Source organism: Acidovorax sp. 107, from assembly GCF_003058055.1.
In the GTDB taxonomy this organism is placed as follows: Bacteria; Pseudomonadota; Gammaproteobacteria; order Burkholderiales; family Burkholderiaceae_C; genus Acidovorax.
Window position 1 is genome coordinate 772,043 of the sequence record NZ_QBTZ01000001.1, and the last position, 20,812, is coordinate 792,854.

The window sequence follows — 20,812 nt, forward strand, 5'->3', positions numbered from 1 at the left end:
CTATAATTCGCAAAAAGCACGATCGTTCTTTTTTGTGATTGTGCCGCCTGTGTGCTGGTTCCGTAGCGGTTTCGCTGCAGTGCGACATAGAATGTTCTAGTTTACGTAAACGTCAATTCAACCAACTCTCTAGGAGCCGCAGCAATGAAGGTCTTGGTCCCTGTCAAGCGCGTGGTGGACTACAACGTGAAGGTCCGCGTGAAGTCGGACAACACGGGTGTGGACATCGCCAACGTGAAGATGAGCATGAACCCCTTTGACGAAATCGCCGTTGAAGAGGCCGTGCGCCTGAAAGAAAAAGGCCTGGTGACCGAAGTCATCGCAGTCTCCTGCGGCGTGGCCCAATGCCAGGAAACCCTGCGCACTGCCATGGCCATCGGCGCCGACCGCGCCATCCTGGTGGAGACCGATGCCGAACTGCAGCCCCTGGCCGTGGCCAAGCTCTTGAAGGCCCTGGTGGACAAAGAGCAGCCCGGTCTCATCATCCTGGGCAAGCAAGCCATCGACGACGACGCCAACCAGACCGGCCAGATGCTGGCGGCCCTGGCCGACCTGCCCCAGGCCACGTTCGCCAACAAGGTCGAACTGGCTGCCGACAAGGTCAGCGTGACCCGCGAAGTCGACGGCGGCCTGGAAACCCTGGCCCTGACACTGCCCGCCGTCATCACCACCGACCTGCGCCTGAACGAACCCCGCTACGTCACCTTGCCCAACATCATGAAGGCCAAGAAGAAGCAGCTGGACACCGTCAAGCCCGAAGACCTCGGCGTGGACGTGACCCCGCGCCTGAAGACCCTCAAGGTGACCGAACCCGCCAAACGCGGCGCAGGCGTCAAGGTGGCGGATGTGGCCGCCCTGGTCGAGAAACTCAAGAACGAAGCGAAGGTGATCTAAATGTCGGTACTCGTTATTGCTGAACACAACAACGCGTCCATCAAGGGCGCCACGCTGAACACCGTCACGGCCGCAGTGGCCTGCGGCGGCGAAGTGCACGTGCTGGTGGCCGGCCACAACGCCGGTGCTGCTGCACAAGCCGCCGCGCAGATTGCCGGAGTTGCCAAGGTCATCCACGCAGACGCAGCAGGCCTGGAACACGGCCTGGCCGAGAACGTGGCCGCCCAGGTGCTCGCCATCGCCTCCAACTACAGCCACATCCTGTTCCCCGCCACTGCCAGCGGCAAGAACATCGCCCCCCGCGTGGCCGCCAAGCTCGATGTCGCCCAGATCAGCGACATCACCAAGGCGGTGAGCCCAGACACCTTCGAGCGCCCCATCTACGCCGGCAACGCCATCGCCACCGTGCAAAGCCAAGATGCCGTCAAGGTCATCACCGTGCGCACCACCGGCTTTGACGCCGCAGCCGCCACCGGTGGCAGCGCAGCTGTCGAAACCGCCGCCGCCACGGCAGACGCCGGCAAGAGCAGCTTCGTGGGCAGCGAAATCGCCAAGAGCGACCGCCCCGAGCTCACGGCCGCCAAGATCATCGTCTCCGGTGGCCGGGCGCTGGGCAGCAAGGAAAAGTTCGACGAAGTCATGACCCCGCTGGCCGACAAGCTGGGTGCGGCTCTCGGTGCCAGCCGCGCGGCGGTGGACGCAGGCTACGCACCGAACGACTGGCAAGTGGGCCAGACGGGCAAGATCGTGGCACCGCAGCTGTACATCGCGGCCGGTATCTCGGGTGCCATCCAGCACTTGGCGGGCATGAAGGATTCGAAGGTGATCGTGGCGATCAACAAGGACCCTGAGGCGCCGATCTTCAGCGTGGCGGACTATGGGCTGGAAGCGGATCTGTTCACGGCTGTGCCTGAACTGGTCAAGGCCCTGTAAGAACGCCCCTGTGCACACAAAGGCATCGCTCGCGATGCCTTTTTTTTGACGAAATTTTGCTTTCCCGGAGACACCCATGAGCTACACCGCCCCCGTCAAGGACATGCTGTTCGCCATCGAGCACCTGGCAAACATTGAACAGATCGCGCAAATCCCCGGTTTTGAAGACGCCGGACTGGACACGGCCGCCGCCGTGCTGGAAGAGTGCGCCAAGTTCAATGAAGGGGTGCTGTCGCCGCTCAACTGGGAAGGCGACAAGAACCCGTCGAGCTGGAAAGACGGCGTGGTCACCACTACCCCCGGCTTCAAGGAAGCCTTCCGTCAATATGGCGAAGGCGGCTGGCAAGGCCTGCAGCACCCCGCCGACTTCGGTGGCCAGGGCCTGCCCAAGACCATCGGCGCGGCCTGCATCGAGATGACCAACAGCGCCAACATGAGCTTCGCGCTGTGCCCGCTGCTCACCGACGGCGCCATCGAGGCGCTGCTGACGGCGGGCAGCGATGAGCTCAAGGCCACGTACCTGGAGAAGCTGGTGACTGGCGAGTGGACCGGCACCATGAACCTGACCGAACCGCAGGCGGGCTCGGACCTGGCCCTGGTGCGTACACGTGCCGAGTCGCAGCCCGATGGCACTTACAAGATCTTCGGCACCAAGATCTTCATCACCTACGGTGAGCACGATATGGCCGAGAACATCGTGCACCTGGTGCTGGCCCGCGTGCAGGGCGCGCCCGAAGGCGTGAAGGGCATCAGCCTGTTTGTGGTGCCCAAGTTCATGGTCAACCAAGACGGCACGCTGGGCGCGCGCAACGATGCGCATTGCGTGAGCATCGAGCACAAGCTGGGCATCAAGGCCTCGCCCACCGCCGTGCTGCAGTTTGGCGACCATGGCGGCGCCGTGGGCTACCTGGTGGGCCAGGAAAACCGCGGCCTCGAATACATGTTCATCATGATGAACGCGGCCCGCTACGCTGTGGGCATGCAGGGCATTGCGATCTCTGAGCGTGCCTACCAGAAGGCCGTTCAGTACGCCAAAGACCGCGTGCAAAGCCGCCCCGTGGACGGCAGCATCAACGCCAGCGCCGCCATCATTCACCACCCCGATGTGAAGCGCATGCTCATGACCATGCGCGCCACCGTCGAGGGTTGCCGCGCCATGGCCACGGTGGCGGCTGCGGCGTTTGACGCAGCACACCACCACCCCGATGCCGACACGCGCAAGCAGAACCAGGCGTTCTATGAATTCATGGTGCCGCTGGTCAAGGGCTACAGCACCGAGACGAGCCTCGAGGTGACCAGCCTGGGCGTGCAGGTGCACGGCGGCATGGGCTTCATTGAAGAAACTGGCGCGGCCCAGTACTACCGCGACGCCAAGATCCTGACCATCTACGAAGGCACCACGGCCATCCAGGCCAACGACCTAGTGGGTCGCAAGACGGCGCGCGATGGTGGCCAGACGGCCAAGGGCATCGCCGCGCAGATCGAGAAGACCGAGGCCGACCTGCTGGCCAGCGGCACGCCTGCTGCGCTGGCTGTGGCGAAGCGCCTCACGGCGGCGCGCAAGGCGTTGCTGGATGTGATCGACTTTGTGGCCGGGGGCACCAAGGCCCAGCCCAACGCCGTGTTTGCCGGCAGCGTGCCGTACCTGATGCTGGCGGGCAATGTGGTGGCGGGCTGGCAGCTGGCCCGCAGCCTGCTGGTGGCGCAAGACCTGTTGCAAAAGGGACAGGACGAAGCCTTCATGCGCGCAAAAATCACCACGGCCCAGTTCTATGCCGACCACATCCTGGTGAAGGCCCCGGGCCTGCGCGACAGCATTGTGGAAGGCGCGGCCAGCGTGACCGAGCTGGCGCTGGAAGCCTTCTGAAGGACTGGCGTGTTGTGAGGAGACAGGCCGCCTGCAGGGCAGGGGCCTTGATATAAAAATGATAGCTGCGGACGCATAATTCACTAGCGCATCCGGGCTATTTCATCCCTATTTTGTTCTGGAAGTTGTAGCCATGTCCAAACTGCCTCCCGTGTTGCAAAACCTGTCGCTGCCCGTCATCGGGTCGCCGCTGTTCATCATCAGCAACCCCAAGCTCGTGATCGAGCAGTGCAAGGCCGGTGTCGTGGGCTCCATGCCCGCGCTCAATGCTCGTCCTGCCGAACTGCTGGACGAATGGCTGGCCGAGATCACCGAGACCCTGGCCGCCTACAACAAGGCCAACCCCGACAAGCCCGCCGCGCCCTTCGCCATCAACCAGATCGTGCACAAGAGCAACGACCGGCTGGAGCACGACATGCAGGTCTGCGCCAAGTACAAGGTGCCGATCATCATCACCAGCCTGGGCGCGCGCGAAGATGTGAATCAGGCCGTGCACGCTTGGGGCGGCGTGGTGCTGCACGACATCATCAACAACAAGTTCGCGCACAAGGCGATCGAGAAGGGGGCTGACGGCCTGATCGCCGTGGCGGCCGGTGCCGGTGGCCATGCCGGCACCAAGAGCCCATTTGCGCTGATCCAGGAAATCCGCCAGTGGTTCGACGGCCCGCTGGCGCTCAGCGGCTCCATTGCCAGCGGCGGCGCGGTGCTGGCCGCGCAGGCCATGGGCGCGGACTTTGGCTATATCGGCTCGGCCTTCATCGCAACGCATGAGGCGCGCGCCAGCGACGCGTACAAGCAGGCCATCGTGGAAGGCAACTCGGATGACATCGTTTACAGCAACCTGTTCACCGGGGTGCATGGCAACTACCTGGCGCCCTCGATCCGTGCGGCAGGCATGGATCCGGACAACCTGCCCGAGTCCGACCCCAGCAAGATGAACTTTGGCGGCGATGCCAAGAAGGCCTGGAAAGACATCTGGGGCTGCGGCCAGGGCATTGGATCCATCGGCGCCGTGACCAGCACCGCCGAACTGGTTGCCAAGCTGCGCAGCGAGTACAAGGCAGCGCGCGCGCGCCTCAAGCTCTGAAATGGCGCTGTGCGACGGTGAGGTGGCCCCTGTCCCCAGGGTCACTGTGCCGGACGCCGACCCTTGAAGGCTGTTTCGCCCGCCATGTGCTGCAGCACATGGCGGGCGAATGTTTTTTGGGTGGGCTGTGCTGCGGTGTATCCGAGGGGAAACCCCCGTGAAGTGGCGCGGGTCTCTGCAGATAATGGTGATGAAAAATAATCAAAAACCAATGTGAAATCATTGGTTTTGCCGCCGCGTTGCGAGGGAGATGGCTGATGTTCCGTGCTTTTCTGTGTCTGCTGGTCATGTGCGCCACCACCTTGGTACACGCCCGCAATGAAGGCGTGTCGGCCGATGAAATCCGCCTGGGGGCCTCGGCGGTGCTGTCGGGCCCGCTGGGACCGCAGACGGCACAATATGGTGAGGGTTCGAGGCTGCTGTTCGATGCGGTGAATGCGCAGGGCGGCGTGCATGGCCGCATGATCCGCTACACCACGCTGGATGACGCGTTTGACCCACAGAAGGCCGTGGACAACACACGCCAGCTGCTCGAGAACGACAAGGTGTTCATGATCTTCCACAGCACCGGCACCGCCCAGACGGCAGCCATCCTGCCGTTGATCAAGGAGCAGCGCACCCTGCTGTTTGGCCCCGTCACGGGCGCCTCGGTGTTCCGTGAGGCGTTCAATCCCTATGTGTTCCATGTGCGCGCGGGTTATGCGAATGAGGCCAGCAAGATCGTGTCGCAACTGCGCCAGCAAGGCATCACCCGTGTAGCCGTGTTCTTTCAGGACGATGGCCTGGGCAAGACACTGGCGGGCGAGCTCAAGAAAGCATCGGAAGAGGAGAAGCTGCCCTTCCTCGCCGAGATCAAGGTAGACCCCAAGCAGCCCGACTTTGCCGCAGCCGCACAGGCCACCGAGAAGGCCCAGCCTCAGGCTGTGATCGTGGCCACGGGCGGCACCACCTTCACCAGCTACATCAAGGCCGTGCAGGCCACGGCAGCGCGGCCTGCCTACTACGGGTTCTCGGTGGCCAGCATGGACGTGATCCAGCGCGAACTCAAGGACAAGGCGCGGGGCATCATCCTCGCGCAGATCATGCCTTCGCTGCGCAACACCACCATCCCGGTGGTGGCCGAATATCTGAGCCTGCTGCGCGCCAAGTCGCCCGGCGCCCAACCCTCGGCCTCCCAGTTCGAAGGCTTTGTCCACGCCCGCTTGCTGGTGGAAGGGCTGCGCCGCACCGGGCGCAACCTGACCACCGAGTCGTTCACCAAAACGATGGAAGACGCGGGTGAAATTACCTTTGGCCGTTTCGGCGTGAAGTATTCACCGCGCAATCACAATGGCTCGACCTACGTCGAGCTGGCCATCGTCGATGCGGAAGGCAGCTTGCGCTACTGAGGGCCGAAACATGTGGAGCGGCGGAGGCGCATGCAGGCGCGGTGCGGGTCATTTGGCCCTTTGCGGCTGATGGAAGACCAGCTGGCGACACCACAGCCGTGCAAAAAATCCTTTGACGGAGGACAATAGCGGGTTTTGTTACTCCAATCCCGCGTGAGTCTGTCTTGGCGTTTGATGCAAAAGACGGGGCTGGCTCGGGTGGATCTGGATATCCGGCGGCGCCTTGCCTGCTGGAGTTCACACCGCATCACATGTCTTCGTTCACATCCCGCACTCCCTTGATCGACATGGTCAAGGGCATGGCTTGCGCCACCATTGTGTGGCATCACTTGGCCTTCTACGGCCCGATGTCTGACATCGCCCATCCCCTGGCCCCCGCCCTGATGGCTTGGCTGTATGACTATGGGCGCATGGCGGTGCAGGTGTTTCTGGTGCTCGGCGGGTATTTGGCCGCCGCCAGCCTGGCGCCAAAGGGCTTGGCGCGGTTTGATCACGCTGGTACTGCCGTGGCCAAGCGCTTTGTGCGGCTGGTGGTGCCTTATGCCGTTGCTTTGATGCTGGCGGTGTTCGTCTCCGCCCTCGTACGACCTTGGCTGGAACACCACTCGGTGCCGGACCAGCCCACCTTGTCCCAGTTGCTGGCAAACGCCCTGCTGCTGCAGGACATCGTGGGTGAGGGTGCGTTGTCTGCCGGGGTCTGGTATGTGGCCATCGACTTCCAGCTCTTTGCGCTGACCGTGCTCATGCTGGCCGGTGTGCGGGCGCTGCCTGCGCCCTGGGCGCGGCACCATGCGGCGGCCCTGTCGCAGGGGCTGGTGCTGGCAATGGCTGCGGCCTCGTTGTGGGTGTTCAACCGGATGGCGGGGTTGGACATGTGGGCGCTGTACTTTTTTGGGGCCTACGGGCTGGGCATGCTGGCCTACTGGGCGACGCAAGCGCCACGGGCGCAGGCATGGACAGGCGTCATGGTGCTGTTGGCGGGAGGCGCGCTGGTGGTGGACTTCCGTGCCCGCATCGCCGTAGCGGCGGTCACGGCCCTGTGCATGGTGGTTGCCATGCGTTCAGCCCGCGTGCGCGCGTTGCATGGCGTGTCGCCGTTGGTCAAGCTCGGCCAGATGTCGTATTCGGTGTTCTTGGTGCACTTTGCGGTGTGCTTGCTGGTCAACGCTGTCGTCAGCCACCTCTGGCCCACTTCGCCAATACTGAATGCGGTGGGCATGCTGCTGGCATTTTTGCTGTCGTTAGCAGCTGGCCGCTTGCTGTATCTGCGGGTGGAGCGGCATGTGCCATCCTGGTCCACGGCCTTGCGCTGGCAGCTCGGGCTGGTGGGGGCAGGCATGCTGGTCGTCATCACAAGCAACTGGGCCTGAACCTCTCGCGCTCTTCAGTGCGGTTGCCTTCGGCGGCGAGCTACGCCCTTGGGGCGAGAGCGGTACTACCGCAAAAGTTTGCGCTCCCGGCGTTTGCGTTGCTTGTCCAGAAACCAAGCCATGAACGGCAGCAGCAGCATCGAACCGGGGATCACCCAGATGAAGAGATAAGGGCTGACCGAAGAAGCCGACCGCATCACATCGCGCAAATGGGCTCGCTCCTCGGCACTCCAGGTGCCCTGGCGGCGCTGTTGCACCAACCAGACCACCGAGCCCCTCATGGTGGCCATCTCGCGACGCAGGCGGCTCTTTTCCCGGCTGTTGCCCGCTAGAAAAGAGCAAAACCACTCGGGTGCGCGTTCCATCCGACGCTGAAATGCCAAGGTCGAATCCGGGTCAAATGCGTCGGCGGGGGGCGGGGTTTCAGCGGGTTGTGGCGTGGTCATGGCGAGAGCCATTGTGTCTGTAGATGCGAACAATGCCAAACAGGCTTTCAGCCGTTGCTTCGGCAAAGCACGGGTAATAGCCCCAATGAGGTGGAGTTCGACTTCGCTTTCCGGCTGATCAAGGATGTCTTTGTTGCACACGGCAATCGTTTCGCCTCCGGGTTGTTTCCACCCTAGCTCATCCCCGATGAGCTGATTGAACAAGGCGCTGCCCAATATCGACAGACGATTCACGCTATCTTCTTCGTCATACGGACAAACGAGGGTTTAGTGGAACTTCCTGCCGATCTCCAGTAAGCGAAGAGCTGGACGTTCTAGTACTGAGGCCTCCTCTTTTGAGGGTATGGGGGGAGGACGAAAAATGTGACTGCCAGGAGATGATTGATTGACTCCGACGGACTCGCCTCGAACCGTCGAGCTCGTCGTCCAGCTCGGTAAGCGCGCTATACCCACCCTCAGACAGTCGGGGTAACTCACTACCCCTCGGGCCTCCCCATCTGTGAATCAATTCAGCCCATTATCCGAAGAATGATGGAGGGGAAGAAGAATAAGTGCAGCGAGGGACAGATCATTTGGTCCCTGCGGCAGGCGGAGTCGGGCATGGCTATCAGGGAACGTTGCAGCAATGGGGGTTTCCGCAACGCCACCTTCTACAAGTGGTGGTCCAAGTTCGGCGGCATGCAGATCTCTAAGGCCCAGGGCTTGCATGGGTTGGAGCCAAGACTTTGACTTTCGCTTCCGCCGCTCAGCACCTCTTGATGGCCGCTCGTCGAATGCCCATCGATTCTTTGGTGAGGTGTCCGTAGACTGGCACGATGCGGCACATACACATGAAAGCGTCTTCAATATCGCGTGGTTCAGTCAACAGGGAAAGTGGATTCTCTTTGATTGAAATATTGGTATCCATAGTTGTTTTTGGTATCGGATTGCTGGGGGCTGCGGGTCTGCAGTTGGCGACAATGCGCAGCAATCAATTCACTGCTCAGGCCAGTGTCGCTACTCAGCTCATCCGGGATTATGAAGAAATTACCCAGATGCTGCGCTCCGCCGACCTATCGACCTCCGAGGGGAGCAATGTGCTTAGCAGCTTGGATACCAATACTGCTGACACGACAACCGTCAATTGCCAGAGTTCCGGCGCCACATGCACGTCCAGCGAGTTGGCGGCATTCATGCTTAAGGAGTGGAAAAGCCGCGTCACTACAGAGCTTCCAGGGGGGCGAGCCGTGATCTGTCGCGACAGTGCGCCCAAAGATACTTCTGGCGCCAGTTCAGGTCTGTATCACTGGGCTTGCGACGACCAAGGCGACATGCTGATGGTCAAGATTGGCTGGGCCGGAAAAGCTGACAAGGCTGACCAGACCCAACAAACTATCGCTGCCGAGAACCGCCCGAGAATCGTGATGACGGTTTTCGGCAATCAAAAAGACTTCACGGATTGATGCGATGAAATATTCTGCTCGTATCACCCAGCAAGGTCTGACCTTGGTGGAGCTGATGGTTTCGCTGGTGTTGGCCAGCTTGATCACTTTAGCTGCAGTCGGACTCTATACCGTTGGTATTTCCAGCTATCGCACCGTTGATGCGGGGCAAGAGCTCCAAGATAATGGGCGTTTTGCTCTTGAAGTTATTGGTCAGGCTGCACGCCAGGCGGGATATGAAAATTATCCTGAGGGATATGGCTTGCGCTGGACGGATACGTACGCCACCAATACTAGCTTGTTTCCCTCAGTCCGGGGTGCCAATAATGCCAAGGTAGCGAGCGTTACAAGCGTCAACGATGATGGCACCAATGACAATGGCGGCTACAACAGCAGCGACACGCTTGCCTTCAGATTTCATGGGGCGAGCCTCCAAAGTGATCGCACAAAAGCTGATGGCTCGATGATCGATTGCCAGGGGGTCGCCCAGACGGCACCACTTCTCCCTAATGATATGAGCGACGTGGCCGTGAGTCTTTTCTGGGTGAAGGTCGACAGCACAGGGGAGCCATCACTGCAGTGCATTTCACGCGGAGATCCTGCTTCACCCAGCCGGAACACTCAACCTATTATCAAAGGCGTGGAATCCTTTCAAGTGATGTACGGTCTTGATGTCAATGCCAACTCCGTACCCGAAAAGTGGGTCAGTGCAAACGACGTTACCAACTGGACGCAGGTATCTGCGGTTCGTGTGGGGTTTGTTCTGCGGGGGCCGCCTGGCAGCAGTCAAGGATACCAGGGAGCATCCGCCACAGCCAATGAAAACAAGCTGTATCCCCTTGGAGCGACATTTACTGGAAGTAGCACTGAAGCGGCGCTGATTTTCACACCGCCTGCTGATGGGCGCCTGCGGCGCACCTTCAACGCGACATTCACGCTGCGCAATCCCCAAAACTGAACACGTGATCCCAATGAAATCCAATCCTATGGGGAATCGTCCCTCCCAACATGGCGTATCACTCGTGGTGGTGCTCATTTTGATGAGCGCCATTTTTCTGATGGCAGCGTTTGGCGCACGCCTGACTTTGTTGGGCGAAAAATCGTCCCGCAATGACCGGGATAGGCAGATTGCATTCCAAGCGGCTGAAGCTGCCCTCGGCGATGCAGAAATTGATCTGATGGGCCCAAATACGGCGACCAACAGCCGGGTTTGCGCCACAGCGAGCAAACAGGTTTCACTTTTTACAGAAGGCTGTGGGAATACGGATGCAAACCGCGGGTTTTGCACCAACTCTACTAACCAACCCCTGTACAAGTCCATTGACTTTGAAGAAACCGGCAGTTCGCGCCACTATGTCACGCTGGGTGAATACACGGGCGGACGCGAAACTGGTTTTGCAACCGATAACAGTGCACTACCCGCCCAGAAGCCGAGGTACATCATTGAGGTTATTTCCTATCCCCGCCCCAAAGGCACGAATGAAACGGCCTTTTTGATTACTAGCCTAGGCTACGGTTTGAACAAGAAGACCCAAGTCATGTTGCAAGGTGTTGTTTACAAACCCGATGTGCCAGGATGCTGAAGCCATGAACAACAAACAAAAATTCGCATTGATTGGTGCAGCCGTTGTCACCATCTTTGTTGCCGGAAGCGGCGCGCAGACCACTCCCATGCCTGCCGTGGATCTCAGTGTGGGGCCTTTGGCCGTAACAACCCAGGCCGTGAATGTGGCCCTGGCGCTGTCGGTCGAGTTTCCCACCGCTGGCGCGGCCTATCGGACAAGTACATACGACCATACCCAAGAGTATTTGGGCTATTGGGATCCAAAAGGCTGCTACCAGTATGGCGATGTCTCTGACACGAGTACTTTGACTGGCAATTATTTTCGCCGCGTTGGCACGGTCGATAGCAGCAATTACTGCTCTGGTGGTGCTAGCTACAGCGGAAATGTGCTCAATTATGCAGCCACATCCTCCATTGACTTGCTGCGCTACGCGCTGACGGGGGGAAATCGTGTTCTGGATACATCCAGCCAAACCGTCCTGGGACGAGCATTTTTGCCTACAAACTTCAATGGCATTCGCAACGCGTCCTACTTCCCGCAAAAGGAGGTTCCAGCCAGCTTGGTCGGCTTGGTGACTCCCCAGTTTCTAACCCCTGGTGCGGCGACCAACTACACAGGGACGGTGTATTTCAACTCTTGTGATGATTTGCTGCTGGTTGGCAATGCTTCCACAGGTGGTACATGCGCAACACCGGGGAGCACCAACGCCTTCGGCCCCGTGATCGCAGACACCAGCAGTGCTTACACCGAGCAGGGTTTTGTAACCCCTCCGACCAACACCTCGACGACGGTGTACGTGGTGGACCCCGCGGGCAAAAAAGAGTGGCGACGCACCCAACCACAAGCCACAACCACCGTCATGCCCAGTGGTTCAGACCCCAATGCGGGGACTTTGGTGCCAGAGGCAGTGACGCCGACCCCACGTAACACTACAGTTGTTTCGACGGGGCCGACCCCCCAATGGGCTGGGGATCCTCAAGTGGGCACCATATATACCCTGACAGGCGCTTTGACGACCACTGTACCGCCTACCGGGGCGCCTGACACCTCACCCCAGGGATCGAGGTGGGATCCGAACGTGGCGGGTGCAGATACAAACCCCAGCAGTGCCCATGGCGTTCGCGATGGTGAAGGTTTGCTTTCTGAGTTGGCCGCCGGATCGCCGCAGACCGTTGTTCACACTTCAAACCACAACGTCTGCCGATCAGGGACCACCAATATCCGGCTGCGGCTCAACAGTGCGGGCGACACTTGCACTGGCTCCGGCGGCTCCTCGAGTAATCGCAGCGTCACAACGTATGTGATGTACACCAAAAAGACCCTCTACAGGGAATACACCACCACTCCTGTCTATAACTATTACCAGGAGATTCCGACCTGGTATCAGATGAGCCTGTACACCATTTATCGTGTCTACGGCACCAAACAGGTACGGATGAAGGCCAATGTACAAGTGTGCGACAGCACCGAAGCCACCACCCGGCAGGACTCCGACGGTGTGAAACTTTGCAAGCGCTATCCAGACGACACGGCGGGGTCTGGCAACTACAAGCCCGTGGGTGAACTCCAGCGCAAAGCAGAGGGCGTCCGTGTATCAGCCTTTGGTTACGCCATGGAAGATGGCAATGGCCGCTATGGCGGCGTGCTGCGCGCACCCATGAAGTTCTTGGGCAACAAATATCGGGATACCAGCGGCGTCATTCAGTCAAATTCCCAGGCCGAGTGGGACGCGAGCACGGGGGTGTTCATCACCAACCCACTCAACGATGCCACCTACGGCATCAGTGGTGTCGCTAATTATCTGAACAAGTTCGGGAAGACCGGTAAATACAAAAGCAACGACCCGGTGGGTGAGCTTTATTACGAAGCACTGCGTTATTTTCAAGGCCTTCAACCTACCAGCACAGCCGTGAGCAGTTTGTCCACTGCGGGTTACGACAATTTTCCAATTTATACCTCGTGGACCGACCCTGTTCAAAATGCTTGCCAGCGGCGTAACTTCATTCTCACCATTGGTGATGTCAACACCCATTACGACAAACAACTCCCAGGGCACAAATCGCCCATAGGTGTGAATGAGACCACGACCGACCCCGTGAGGGCAGCTGAGCCGATTCCCGGGGGGTCGTCTTCTCAAACATTCAATGCCGTGGACTGGACTAGGCTGTTGACCGGATTTGAAACCGGGACCAGCGCCAGTTACACGGATGCTCTGGGCCGGGCACAAAATACTTTGGGAAATCCCAATGTGGTGGCGGGTAACACGTCACTGGATACGAAAGCCACGGGTTCATCGTCCAGTGCATATTACTGGGCCGGCGCAGCTTATTGGGCTAACACGCAATCAATACGCCTAGATACTAAAACGGTCGATGGCACAGCCCAGAGCATGAAAGACATTCGTGTTAAGACGTTTACCATTGACGTCGACGAGGGTGGGAATGGCTCCATTGATGCCAACACCCGTGGTATCAAACCACGCAACAGCTCTTTCTTCCTTGCAGGGAAGTACGGCTGGTTTAACGACGCCAACGAAGATGGTAATCCGTTCAAAACTTCGGGCGGCTCGGTGAGCAACAAGGAGTGGGAAGACCCCGCAGCAGCGACGATCCCTGATGGCTATGTGCTGGCCAGTCAGGCGCAACGCATGATCGCAGGTATTCGCAAATTCTTCGGTGCTGTCAGCTCGCAAAGTGGCACGATCTCGGCATCCGCTGTCAGTTCTCAACGCTTTACGGCTCGCTCGCCCAACGGAGATTTTTATTCACCCAGCTTCAGCTCGGGGGATTGGTCCGGCACGGTCATCAAGTCGGGGCTTAAACTGAATACCGCCACAAACGCCATCGAATCTCTACCCACCGTTACTTGGGATGCGGGCCAGATTTTGACTGCCGGTTCTATTCTCACCTCAGCAGACACATCAGCCGATCCTTACCTCAAGCCTGCCGAGCGGAGGATTTTCACCTACAGGCGTGAAACAAGTGTTAGTCCAGGCATTGCTTTCACCTCTGCCAATCTGAGTCAGTTCGATACCGTGATGCGAAACGCTCTGAACAAGAATCCAGCCGACAACAGTACTGATAGTCTGGGCGAGCAACGGATTGACTATTTACGCGGAGTCCGCACGCAAGAGAATGCAACGACCAACGCCTTTCGTCGCCGCGCGAGTGTAATGGGCGACATCATCAACTCCGGACCTGTATTCAAGAAGGAAGTTGACGAGAACATTAAGGGGGATAGCGACTATCCGACTTTTGTGCAGTCGGTCGCCTCGCGGACCGCAACGGTTTATGTGGGCGCCAACGACGGTATGTTGCACGCACTTCGGGCTAGTGACGGGAAGGAACTGTTTGCATATGTGCCCTTGGCGGTGGCCACGACACTCAACCGATTGACGAATCCCAGTTACCAACATACACCTTTCGTGGATGGCGTGCCAAGCGTCGGCGAGGCCAAAATTGGAACGAAATGGCGCACGGTTCTGGCCAGCGGTATGGGTGGGGGAGCCCAGGGGGTTTTTGCGCTGGATGTAACCGATCCAGACCACTTTGAAGATGGCTCAACGGATCAGAGCAAAGTGCTCTTTGAGTTTACTGACCAAGACGACCCCACGATGGGCAATGTGCTGACCCAACCCCAGTTGGTGAAGGTCAAGATTCCTGCTACGACCTCTGGAGGCTCCCCCACCTACAAGTGGTTCATCGCTGTCAGCAGCGGATACAACAACTACGTAAATGACGGTACCGGTCGCTATCAAAGCGATGGCTCGCAAGCCATTTTCTTCCTGAGTCTCGACAAGGCTACGGGTGCTGCCTGGGCAGAAGGAACCAATTACTTCAAGATTGCCGTGCCAGCCAATAACACGACGACGGCAAATGGTTTGGCCAACCCTGGCGTTTTGCTCGGTACCCAGGGCGAAGTCACCGCTCTGTACGCAGGCGATTTGCAAGGCCAGCTTTGGAAGCTGGATCTGAGCGAGGGGCTGAATGCACAAAATATCACTGATGGAAAGATTCTCAGAGGCGGAACTACGCCGATGTTCACGGCCACGGCGCCTTCAGGGGCGCGCCAACCCATCACCACGCCGCCCATGATCGCCAACACCGGTCAAGGTGCCAATATGGTTGTGGTGGGCACGGGCAAGTTTATGGAAAAGACCGACGCCACCTCCACTGGGGTTCAATCCATTTACGGCATCTGGGATGACAACGGCACAGCGACTTCGGACTTTGGCCTGACGCGCAGTGCGCTGGCCGTCAACGGTCTGTCTGAAGGCTCCACTGCAGTGGCCATTACACCGCCGACGACGAGCTATACGTTGGGGCGGGGCACTGGACAAAAGCGGGGCTGGTATTTTGATCTTGCTGCGAATCGGGAGCGGATCGCCGTGGAAGGCGCGCAGGGCTTCTCGACCATCACAATCAATTCGACAATTCCCACTGGGGATTGCTCAGGGGACGGTGATGGCCGGAGCTACACCTTGAATCCCATCACAGGTATTCCGGCGCTGCCCGTAGACCTCGGCACCGGTGGGGGCATGCTCGGTATCCCCATTTATTTGAGTGTAGAACTCGATGGGGGTAATTATTCGACACGCTATACATCCGGCGCCAGAAGTTTCACGTCTGCAGAGCGGATCATCAGCCCTACTACGAAGCTAACGGGTGCGAATAACATCGCCAAGGTCAAATCCTCACAGCTTCTACAAGATACCGTCCGCTCTGGGCGGGTCAGCTGGCGGGAAGTGCGCGACTTTAAGGACTAATGATGCATCGATCAAAAAAAGAAACGGGATTCACCCTCATAGAGTTGATGATAACGGTGGCTATCGTCGGAATATTGGCCGCCGTCGGCTACCCTGCGTTCACCGATCAAATTCGCAAGGGACGGCGGGCCGAGTGCCGTAGCGGATTAATGCAATCCATGCAGCAACAGGAACGATATTTCAGTCAATTCAATCAGTATGTCACTTTTGCCGACGGCGCAACGACGGCAAAAACAAAAGCGTTCTCAGGTGATTCGCTCGCAAAGAGTGCTTGCAGTATTGCGGCAGTTCAGTGCACCAGTGGCGGAACGAACCTGCCCCTGAACCAATGTGTCGACCTGCAGGCTACGGTCCGCAGTGGTAGTGACCCTGTCAGCATGTTGTCCGTCAATAGCAATGGCGACAAAGGCTGCACTGTAGATGGAAGCACCAAAAAAGCGCCGTCAGACACCATTCCAGAGAAATGTTGGCCATGAATCGACAACGCCTTGGCATATTAGGATTCACTCTGATCGAGTTGATGGTTGTCATTGCCTTGATTGCCATACTGGCCAGTCTGGCTGCCCCTAGTTTTCAACGAAGTGTTGCCCAACGAAAAGTCAGTGAGGCTGCCAGTGACTTGATGGTATCAACGTTACAGGCGCGCAGTGCGGCAATCACTAACAATCAACAAGCCATTGTTGAACCATTGGTTGTAACCGACTGGAGTAGAGGTTGGCGCATTTATGTTGATGTAGACAAGGACAAGGCCTATACGGCGGGCACCGACACACTCGTCAGCACGGTACCTGCAAAGGCCGATAGCATAGGAACCAACGAAATAATTCCTAGCACCCTCACGCTCATTGGGTTCAATTCCACCGGGTATTTACTAGAGAGCACTGCAGGCAGAGTCGTTTTTTCCTCTGCCGTCATCCCTTCAAGTCAATACAGGAAGGGCGTCGCTTTTTCAAGAACCGGACGAGTTCGGCTTTGTGAAAGCAATTCAATAAAAAATGAATGTTCTGGTTCTGAATGATTTAATAATAATTAAATTATTAAGATAGATGTGAAGCGTGAAGGCGGAGGCCTGTCGGTTAATGTGGTTGTGAAATTGATGATTTCTCCCCTGTTGATTATTATTTGCAATTAATTGCAGTTTTCGTGCGATCGTGAGGCCGCGTGTGGAATGGCTCTGGGTGTTTATGAAGCAACTCTTTCATGCTTGGCATAGTCGTCTTGCTGCACAGCGCTGACTGCGGCAACTGATAGTGGTACACGGCCACAAGATTCAGAAAGGTCAGCTCCATATCTTTGGAGCGGGTTGAATCGGTGGGTATTCAAAACCTCCGCTATTCACGCTTTGAAGCGCCCCACCATGTCATTGGTTCTCAGGATGCCGGTCTGGGCCAGCCGGTGCTCGATGCCAAACTTCTTGTGCAGCCCATCGAACTCATCGTTGTCGCAGGCTCGAGTTCCCCGCTGGCAAACAGGTGATCTATGAACTCTCAGCTGTTTTGGGTCCGCAGTTTGGTGATCCTGATCGGATAGGCCCTGTGCAGTGTTCTGGGTAAGGCTTGTTTACTGGCGGCCATCTTGTAGGACTTGAGTTATACGAGCACCCAACACATGGCCCTGTCGCTGACGATCTGTAGGCGATGCGTCGTGTGCGAGCGGTCCCCTGATGGCTCGCGCCTTTTCCGATTAAAGGCAGTCTGCTCGGTAATGCGTGAAAGTGCTGGGCCAGGACACCTGTGGTCTCGTTGCTGGCAGGAATCTCGGCACGCACTAGCCGGGTTCGCGCGGGCGTTCTTATGTGGGGCAATCAGCGTGGCTTCATCCCCGGTTCGATTAACAAGACTCTATTAACTGTTGCAAAACTGCTCGGACCATGAAGAGGTCATAGTGTTTGGAGTCGATGCAATCGTCTGGGATGCGGCAACTAATCAACGACACAGGTCAATTTCCCTTCGTAGTCACTATCTTGAAATTTGGTGCGTCCCGCCTCAAGTTCAGTGCAATTCGGAGGACTTAGACCATGCGTCTCGACAAATTCACCACCAAATTTCAAGAAGCCTTGAGCGATGCCCAGAGCATCGCGCTGGGAAATGATCACGCCTACATTGAGCCTGTGCACGTGCTCCAGGCCATGTTGCAGCAGGACGACGGCCCCAAGGCGCTGTTGCAGCGGGCGGGCGCCAATGTGCCGGGCCTGTTGGCTGGTGCTGAGGCGGCTGTCAAGCGCCTGCCGCAGGTGCAGGGCAACGATCAGGTTCAAGGAGGCCCTGAGCTGGGCCGTGTCCTGCAGGCCACCGAAAAGGAGGCCATCAAGCGCGGCGATCAGTTCATCGCCAGCGAGCTTTTCTTGCTCGCCCTGATCGACAGCAAGGGCGATGCCGCCAAAGTTGCCAAGGACAATGGCCTCACGCGCAAGAGCCTGGAGGCCGCGATTGAGGCTGTGCGTGGCGGTCAGAAAATGGACAGTGCCGAGGCAGAGGGCCAGCGCGGCGCGCTGGCCAAATACTGCCTGGATCTCACCGAACGGGCACGCATGGGCAAGCTCGACCCCGTGATCGGCCGCGACGACGAGATCCGCCGCGCCATCCAGGTGCTGCAGCGTCGCACCAAGAACAACCCGGTGCTGATCGGCGAGCCGGGCGTGGGAAAAACCGCCATCGTCGAAGGCCTGGCCCAGCGCATCGTCGCGGGCGAGGTGCCCGAGTCGCTCAAGGGCAAGCGCGTGCTGTCGCTCGACATGGCTGCGTTGCTGGCGGGCGCCAAGTTCCGGGGCGAATTTGAAGAGCGACTGAAAAGCGTACTCAACGAGTTGGCCAAAGACGAGGGCCAGACCATTGTCTTCATTGACGAGCTGCACACCATGGTGGGCGCAGGCAAGGGCGAGGGGGCGATGGATGCGGGCAACATGCTCAAGCCTGCCCTGGCGCGTGGCGAACTGCACTGCGTGGGCGCGACCACGCTCGACGAATACCGCAAGTACATCGAAAAGGACGCCGCGCTGGAGCGGCGCTTCCAGAAGATCCTCGTGGGAGAGCCCAGCGTGGAGGCGACGATTGCCATCTTGCGTGGCTTGCAAGAAAAGTACGAAGTGCACCATGGTGTGGACATCACCGACCCGGCCATCGTGGCTGCGGCGGAGCTGTCCAACCGCTACATCACGGATCGTTTCTTGCCCGACAAGGCGATTGATTTGATCGACGAGGCGGCGTCCAAGATCAAGATCGAGATGGACTCCAAGCCCGAGGTGATGGATAAGCTTGACCGTCGCCTGATCCAGCTGCAGATCGAGCGCGAGGCCGTGCGCCGCGAGAAGGACGAGTCCTCGCAAAAACGCTTTGCGCTCATCGAAGAAGAGATCGCCAAGCTGCAAAAGGAAATTGCCGACTACGACGAGATCTGGCAGTCCGAAAAGGCCCAGGCACAAGGCAGCGCCCATGTGCGCGAAGCCATCGACAAGCTCAAGTTCCAGATCGAAGAATTCACCCGCAAGGGCGACTTCAACAAGGTGGCCGAGCTGCAATACGGCAAGCTGCCCGACCTGGAAAAACAACTGAAAGAAGCGCAGGCACAAGAGGCCGGCAAGGATGGTGCGCCCGCCACGCGCCGCCTGCTGCGCACGCAAGTGGGCGCCGAAGAGATCGCCGAGGTGGTGAGCCGCGCCACGGGCATACCTGTGGCCAAGATGATGCAGGGTGAGAAAGACAAGCTCTTGCAGATGGAGGCCAAACTGCACGAGCGTGTGGTGGGTCAGCAAGAGGCGATTGCCGCCGTGGCCAATGCCATCCGCCGCTCGCGTTCGGGCCTGTCGGACCCGAACCGCCCCACCGGCTCGTTCCTGTTCCTCGGCCCCACCGGCGTGGGCAAGACCGAGCTGTGCAAGGCGCTGGCGGGCTTTCTGTTCGACAGCGAGGACCACTTGATCCGCATCGACATGAGCGAGTTCATGGAGAAGCACTCCGTGGCCCGCCTGATCGGGGCACCGCCCGGGTACGTAGGGTATGAAGAGGGCGGCTACTTGACCGAGGCCGTGCGCCGCAAGCCCTACAGCGTGCTGCTGCTCGACGAGGTGGAAAAGGCCCACCCCGATGTGTTCAACGTGTTGCTGCAAGTGCTCGACGATGGCCGCCTGACCGATGGCCAGGGCCGCACCGTGGACTTCAAGAACACGGTGATCGTGATGACGAGCAACATCGGCTCCCACCTGATCCAGGCCATGGTGGGGCAAGACACGGACGACATCAAGGAAGCGGTGTGGGGCGAGCTCAAGAACCACTTCCGGCCGGAGTTCCTCAACCGCATTGACGAGACGGTAGTGTTCCACGCGCTCGATGCGCAGCACATTGCCTCGATTGCCAAGATCCAGCTGCAGTTGTTGCAATCCCGGTTGGCCAAGATGGATTTGGAATTGCAGGTGTCCGACGCCGCCTTGGCAGAATTGGCCAAGGTGGGGTTTGACCCGGTGTTTGGTGCACGGCCGCTCAAGCGCGCGATCCAGCAGCGCATCGAGAACCCGCTGTCCAAGCTGTTGCTGGAAGGGCGCTTCCCGCCCAAGAGTGTGATTCCGGTGACCGTGAACCCTGTGCTGGAACCGGGTGTGTTCCAGTTTGGTGTCGCTGCGCAAGAGTGATTCGGGCTCGGGAAGGGGGGTGGCGAGGGGTAGCGCTGCAATCCCCTTCCTGAAGATGTGAAGGAGAGGTGTCGTTTGGATGAATTTGTTGCGGGCGTTGTGCGCCTGTTGCTGCGGGTCGTGGTCATCGCCATGGGGCTGGTGCTCTTTGCCAGCCTGCTGGTTGCGGCCGTGTTGCTGGCACTGGTGTGGGCGCTGCGTGCAGGCTGGGCGCGCCTCACGGGGCGGCCGGTGACGCCGTGGGTGATGCGCGTGGACCCTCGCAAGGGCGTCAATACCGTTTTTCGTTCTACTGAGCGTTGGTCCTCCGCGCGACGTGGCGAAGCGCCTGTCGACGCTGCAGGAGACGCCTCTACATCGCGCCGTGGGGGCGTTCTGCCGGGGGCGGCCCAGGTCACCGATGTGGAAGCGCGTGAAGTCCGGTGATGTGTCGATGACAGTCCCTGCGCCAT

Annotated in this window: 16 protein-coding genes and 1 pseudogene; 15 read left to right on the forward strand and 2 right to left on the reverse strand. The window is 58.9% G+C overall.

The annotated features are described in order from the left end of the window. The first annotated feature begins 144 nt into the window (after positions 1-144). The 6 genes from C8C99_RS03630 (at position 145) to C8C99_RS03655 (ending at position 7,539) form a co-directional block, all read left to right on the forward strand. On the forward strand, positions 145-894 hold the full coding sequence (locus tag C8C99_RS03630; protein ID WP_108624985.1) for an electron transfer flavoprotein subunit beta/FixA family protein: 750 nt from the start codon (positions 145-147) through the stop codon (positions 892-894). Continuing rightward, positions 895-1,827 carry an electron transfer flavoprotein subunit alpha/FixB family protein gene (locus C8C99_RS03635; RefSeq protein ID WP_108624986.1) on the forward strand — a complete coding sequence of 311 codons (933 nt, stop codon included), beginning with the start codon at positions 895-897 and terminating at the stop codon, positions 1,825-1,827. A 76-nt stretch (positions 1,828-1,903) separates the two neighbouring features. Then, positions 1,904-3,694 (forward strand): acyl-CoA dehydrogenase, encoded by a 1,791-nt coding sequence (locus tag C8C99_RS03640; protein ID WP_108624987.1) that lies wholly within the window; start codon positions 1,904-1,906, stop codon positions 3,692-3,694. A 133-nt stretch (positions 3,695-3,827) separates the two neighbouring features. Further along, complete coding sequence (locus C8C99_RS03645) at positions 3,828-4,781, forward strand: nitronate monooxygenase family protein (protein ID WP_108624988.1); 954 nt, start codon at positions 3,828-3,830, stop codon at positions 4,779-4,781. A gap of 257 nt (positions 4,782-5,038) precedes the next feature. Further along, complete coding sequence (locus C8C99_RS03650) at positions 5,039-6,169, forward strand: ABC transporter substrate-binding protein (RefSeq protein ID WP_056642699.1); 1,131 nt, start codon at positions 5,039-5,041, stop codon at positions 6,167-6,169. A gap of 251 nt (positions 6,170-6,420) precedes the next feature. Beyond that, positions 6,421-7,539 (forward strand): acyltransferase, encoded by a 1,119-nt coding sequence (locus C8C99_RS03655; protein ID WP_056642702.1) that lies wholly within the window; start codon positions 6,421-6,423, stop codon positions 7,537-7,539. Between the two features lie 65 nt (positions 7,540-7,604). On the opposite strand, the gene C8C99_RS24140 is transcribed toward C8C99_RS03655, so the two are convergent. Beyond that, the gene (locus C8C99_RS24140) at positions 7,605-8,219 is read right to left on the reverse strand and encodes a hypothetical protein (RefSeq protein ID WP_233247154.1); all 615 of its coding nucleotides are present in this window, start codon (positions 8,217-8,219) and stop codon (positions 7,605-7,607) included. A gap of 297 nt (positions 8,220-8,516) precedes the next feature. Here C8C99_RS24140 and C8C99_RS24390 point away from each other — a divergent pair, with 297 nt between their 5' ends. The 7 genes from C8C99_RS24390 (at position 8,517) to C8C99_RS03695 (ending at position 16,754) form a co-directional block, all read left to right on the forward strand. Then, positions 8,517-8,714, forward strand: a complete 198-nt coding sequence (locus C8C99_RS24390; RefSeq protein ID WP_369818057.1) for a transposase — start codon at positions 8,517-8,519, stop codon at positions 8,712-8,714. 101 nt (positions 8,715-8,815) lie between these two features. Continuing rightward, the gene (gene pilV, locus C8C99_RS03670; RefSeq protein ID WP_158274153.1) at positions 8,816-9,427 is read left to right on the forward strand and encodes a type IV pilus modification protein PilV; all 612 of its coding nucleotides are present in this window, start codon (positions 8,816-8,818) and stop codon (positions 9,425-9,427) included. Positions 9,428-9,431: 4 nt separating this feature from the next. Further along, the gene (locus tag C8C99_RS03675) at positions 9,432-10,364 is read left to right on the forward strand and encodes a PilW family protein (protein ID WP_082576846.1); all 933 of its coding nucleotides are present in this window, start codon (positions 9,432-9,434) and stop codon (positions 10,362-10,364) included. 13 nt (positions 10,365-10,377) lie between these two features. Next, positions 10,378-10,989, forward strand: coding sequence for a PilX N-terminal domain-containing pilus assembly protein (locus tag C8C99_RS03680; RefSeq protein ID WP_158274154.1), 612 nt, complete (start codon positions 10,378-10,380; stop codon positions 10,987-10,989). 4 nt (positions 10,990-10,993) lie between these two features. After that, positions 10,994-15,736, forward strand: coding sequence for a PilC/PilY family type IV pilus protein (locus tag C8C99_RS03685; RefSeq protein ID WP_158274155.1), 4,743 nt, complete (start codon positions 10,994-10,996; stop codon positions 15,734-15,736). A 2-nt stretch (positions 15,737-15,738) separates the two neighbouring features. Next, on the forward strand, positions 15,739-16,212 hold the full coding sequence (locus C8C99_RS03690; RefSeq protein WP_158274156.1) for a type IV pilin protein: 474 nt from the start codon (positions 15,739-15,741) through the stop codon (positions 16,210-16,212). Then, positions 16,209-16,754 (forward strand): GspH/FimT family pseudopilin, encoded by a 546-nt coding sequence (locus C8C99_RS03695; RefSeq protein WP_158274157.1) that lies wholly within the window; start codon positions 16,209-16,211, stop codon positions 16,752-16,754. The genes C8C99_RS03690 and C8C99_RS03695 overlap by 4 nt, the downstream gene beginning before the upstream one ends. A 100-nt stretch (positions 16,755-16,854) precedes the next feature. Here the strand turns inward: C8C99_RS03695 and C8C99_RS03700 are convergent. Further along, positions 16,855-17,544: pseudogene (locus C8C99_RS03700) on the reverse strand (hypothetical protein). Positions 17,545-17,753: 209 nt separating this feature from the next. On the opposite strand from C8C99_RS03700, the gene clpB reads away from it, so the two are divergent. Both clpB and C8C99_RS03710 read left to right on the forward strand, forming a co-directional pair. Then, positions 17,754-20,360: an ATP-dependent chaperone ClpB gene (gene clpB / locus C8C99_RS03705; RefSeq protein WP_056642719.1), complete on the forward strand. Its 2,607-nt coding sequence runs from the start codon at positions 17,754-17,756 to the stop codon at positions 20,358-20,360. Between the two features lie 75 nt (positions 20,361-20,435). Further along, on the forward strand, positions 20,436-20,786 hold the full coding sequence (locus C8C99_RS03710) for a hypothetical protein (protein ID WP_056642721.1): 351 nt from the start codon (positions 20,436-20,438) through the stop codon (positions 20,784-20,786). Positions 20,787-20,812: the final 26 nt, after the last annotated feature.

Bases quoted from the DNA above. Each gene is read 5' to 3' on its own strand.
- C8C99_RS03645 (WP_108624988.1), top strand. From the start codon at position 3,828: ATGTCCAAACTGCCTCCCGTGTTGCAAAACCTGTCGCTGCCCGTCATC.
- pilV (WP_158274153.1), top strand. From the start codon at position 8,816: ATGAAAGCGTCTTCAATATCGCGTGGTTCAGTCAACAGGGAAAGTGGA.
- C8C99_RS03685 (WP_158274155.1), top strand. From the start codon at position 10,994: ATGAACAACAAACAAAAATTCGCATTGATTGGTGCAGCCGTTGTCACC.
- C8C99_RS03635 (WP_108624986.1), top strand. From the start codon at position 895: ATGTCGGTACTCGTTATTGCTGAACACAACAACGCGTCCATCAAGGGC.
- C8C99_RS03690 (WP_158274156.1), top strand. From the start codon at position 15,739: ATGCATCGATCAAAAAAAGAAACGGGATTCACCCTCATAGAGTTGATG.
- C8C99_RS03650 (WP_056642699.1), top strand. From the start codon at position 5,039: ATGTTCCGTGCTTTTCTGTGTCTGCTGGTCATGTGCGCCACCACCTTG.
- C8C99_RS03695 (WP_158274157.1), top strand. From the start codon at position 16,209: ATGAATCGACAACGCCTTGGCATATTAGGATTCACTCTGATCGAGTTG.
- C8C99_RS24390 (WP_369818057.1), top strand. From the start codon at position 8,517: ATGGAGGGGAAGAAGAATAAGTGCAGCGAGGGACAGATCATTTGGTCC.
- C8C99_RS03640 (WP_108624987.1), top strand. From the start codon at position 1,904: ATGAGCTACACCGCCCCCGTCAAGGACATGCTGTTCGCCATCGAGCAC.
- C8C99_RS03680 (WP_158274154.1), top strand. From the start codon at position 10,378: ATGAAATCCAATCCTATGGGGAATCGTCCCTCCCAACATGGCGTATCA.
- C8C99_RS03630 (WP_108624985.1), top strand. From the start codon at position 145: ATGAAGGTCTTGGTCCCTGTCAAGCGCGTGGTGGACTACAACGTGAAG.
- clpB (WP_056642719.1), top strand. From the start codon at position 17,754: ATGCGTCTCGACAAATTCACCACCAAATTTCAAGAAGCCTTGAGCGAT.
- C8C99_RS03655 (WP_056642702.1), top strand. From the start codon at position 6,421: ATGTCTTCGTTCACATCCCGCACTCCCTTGATCGACATGGTCAAGGGC.
- C8C99_RS03675 (WP_082576846.1), top strand. From the start codon at position 9,432: ATGAAATATTCTGCTCGTATCACCCAGCAAGGTCTGACCTTGGTGGAG.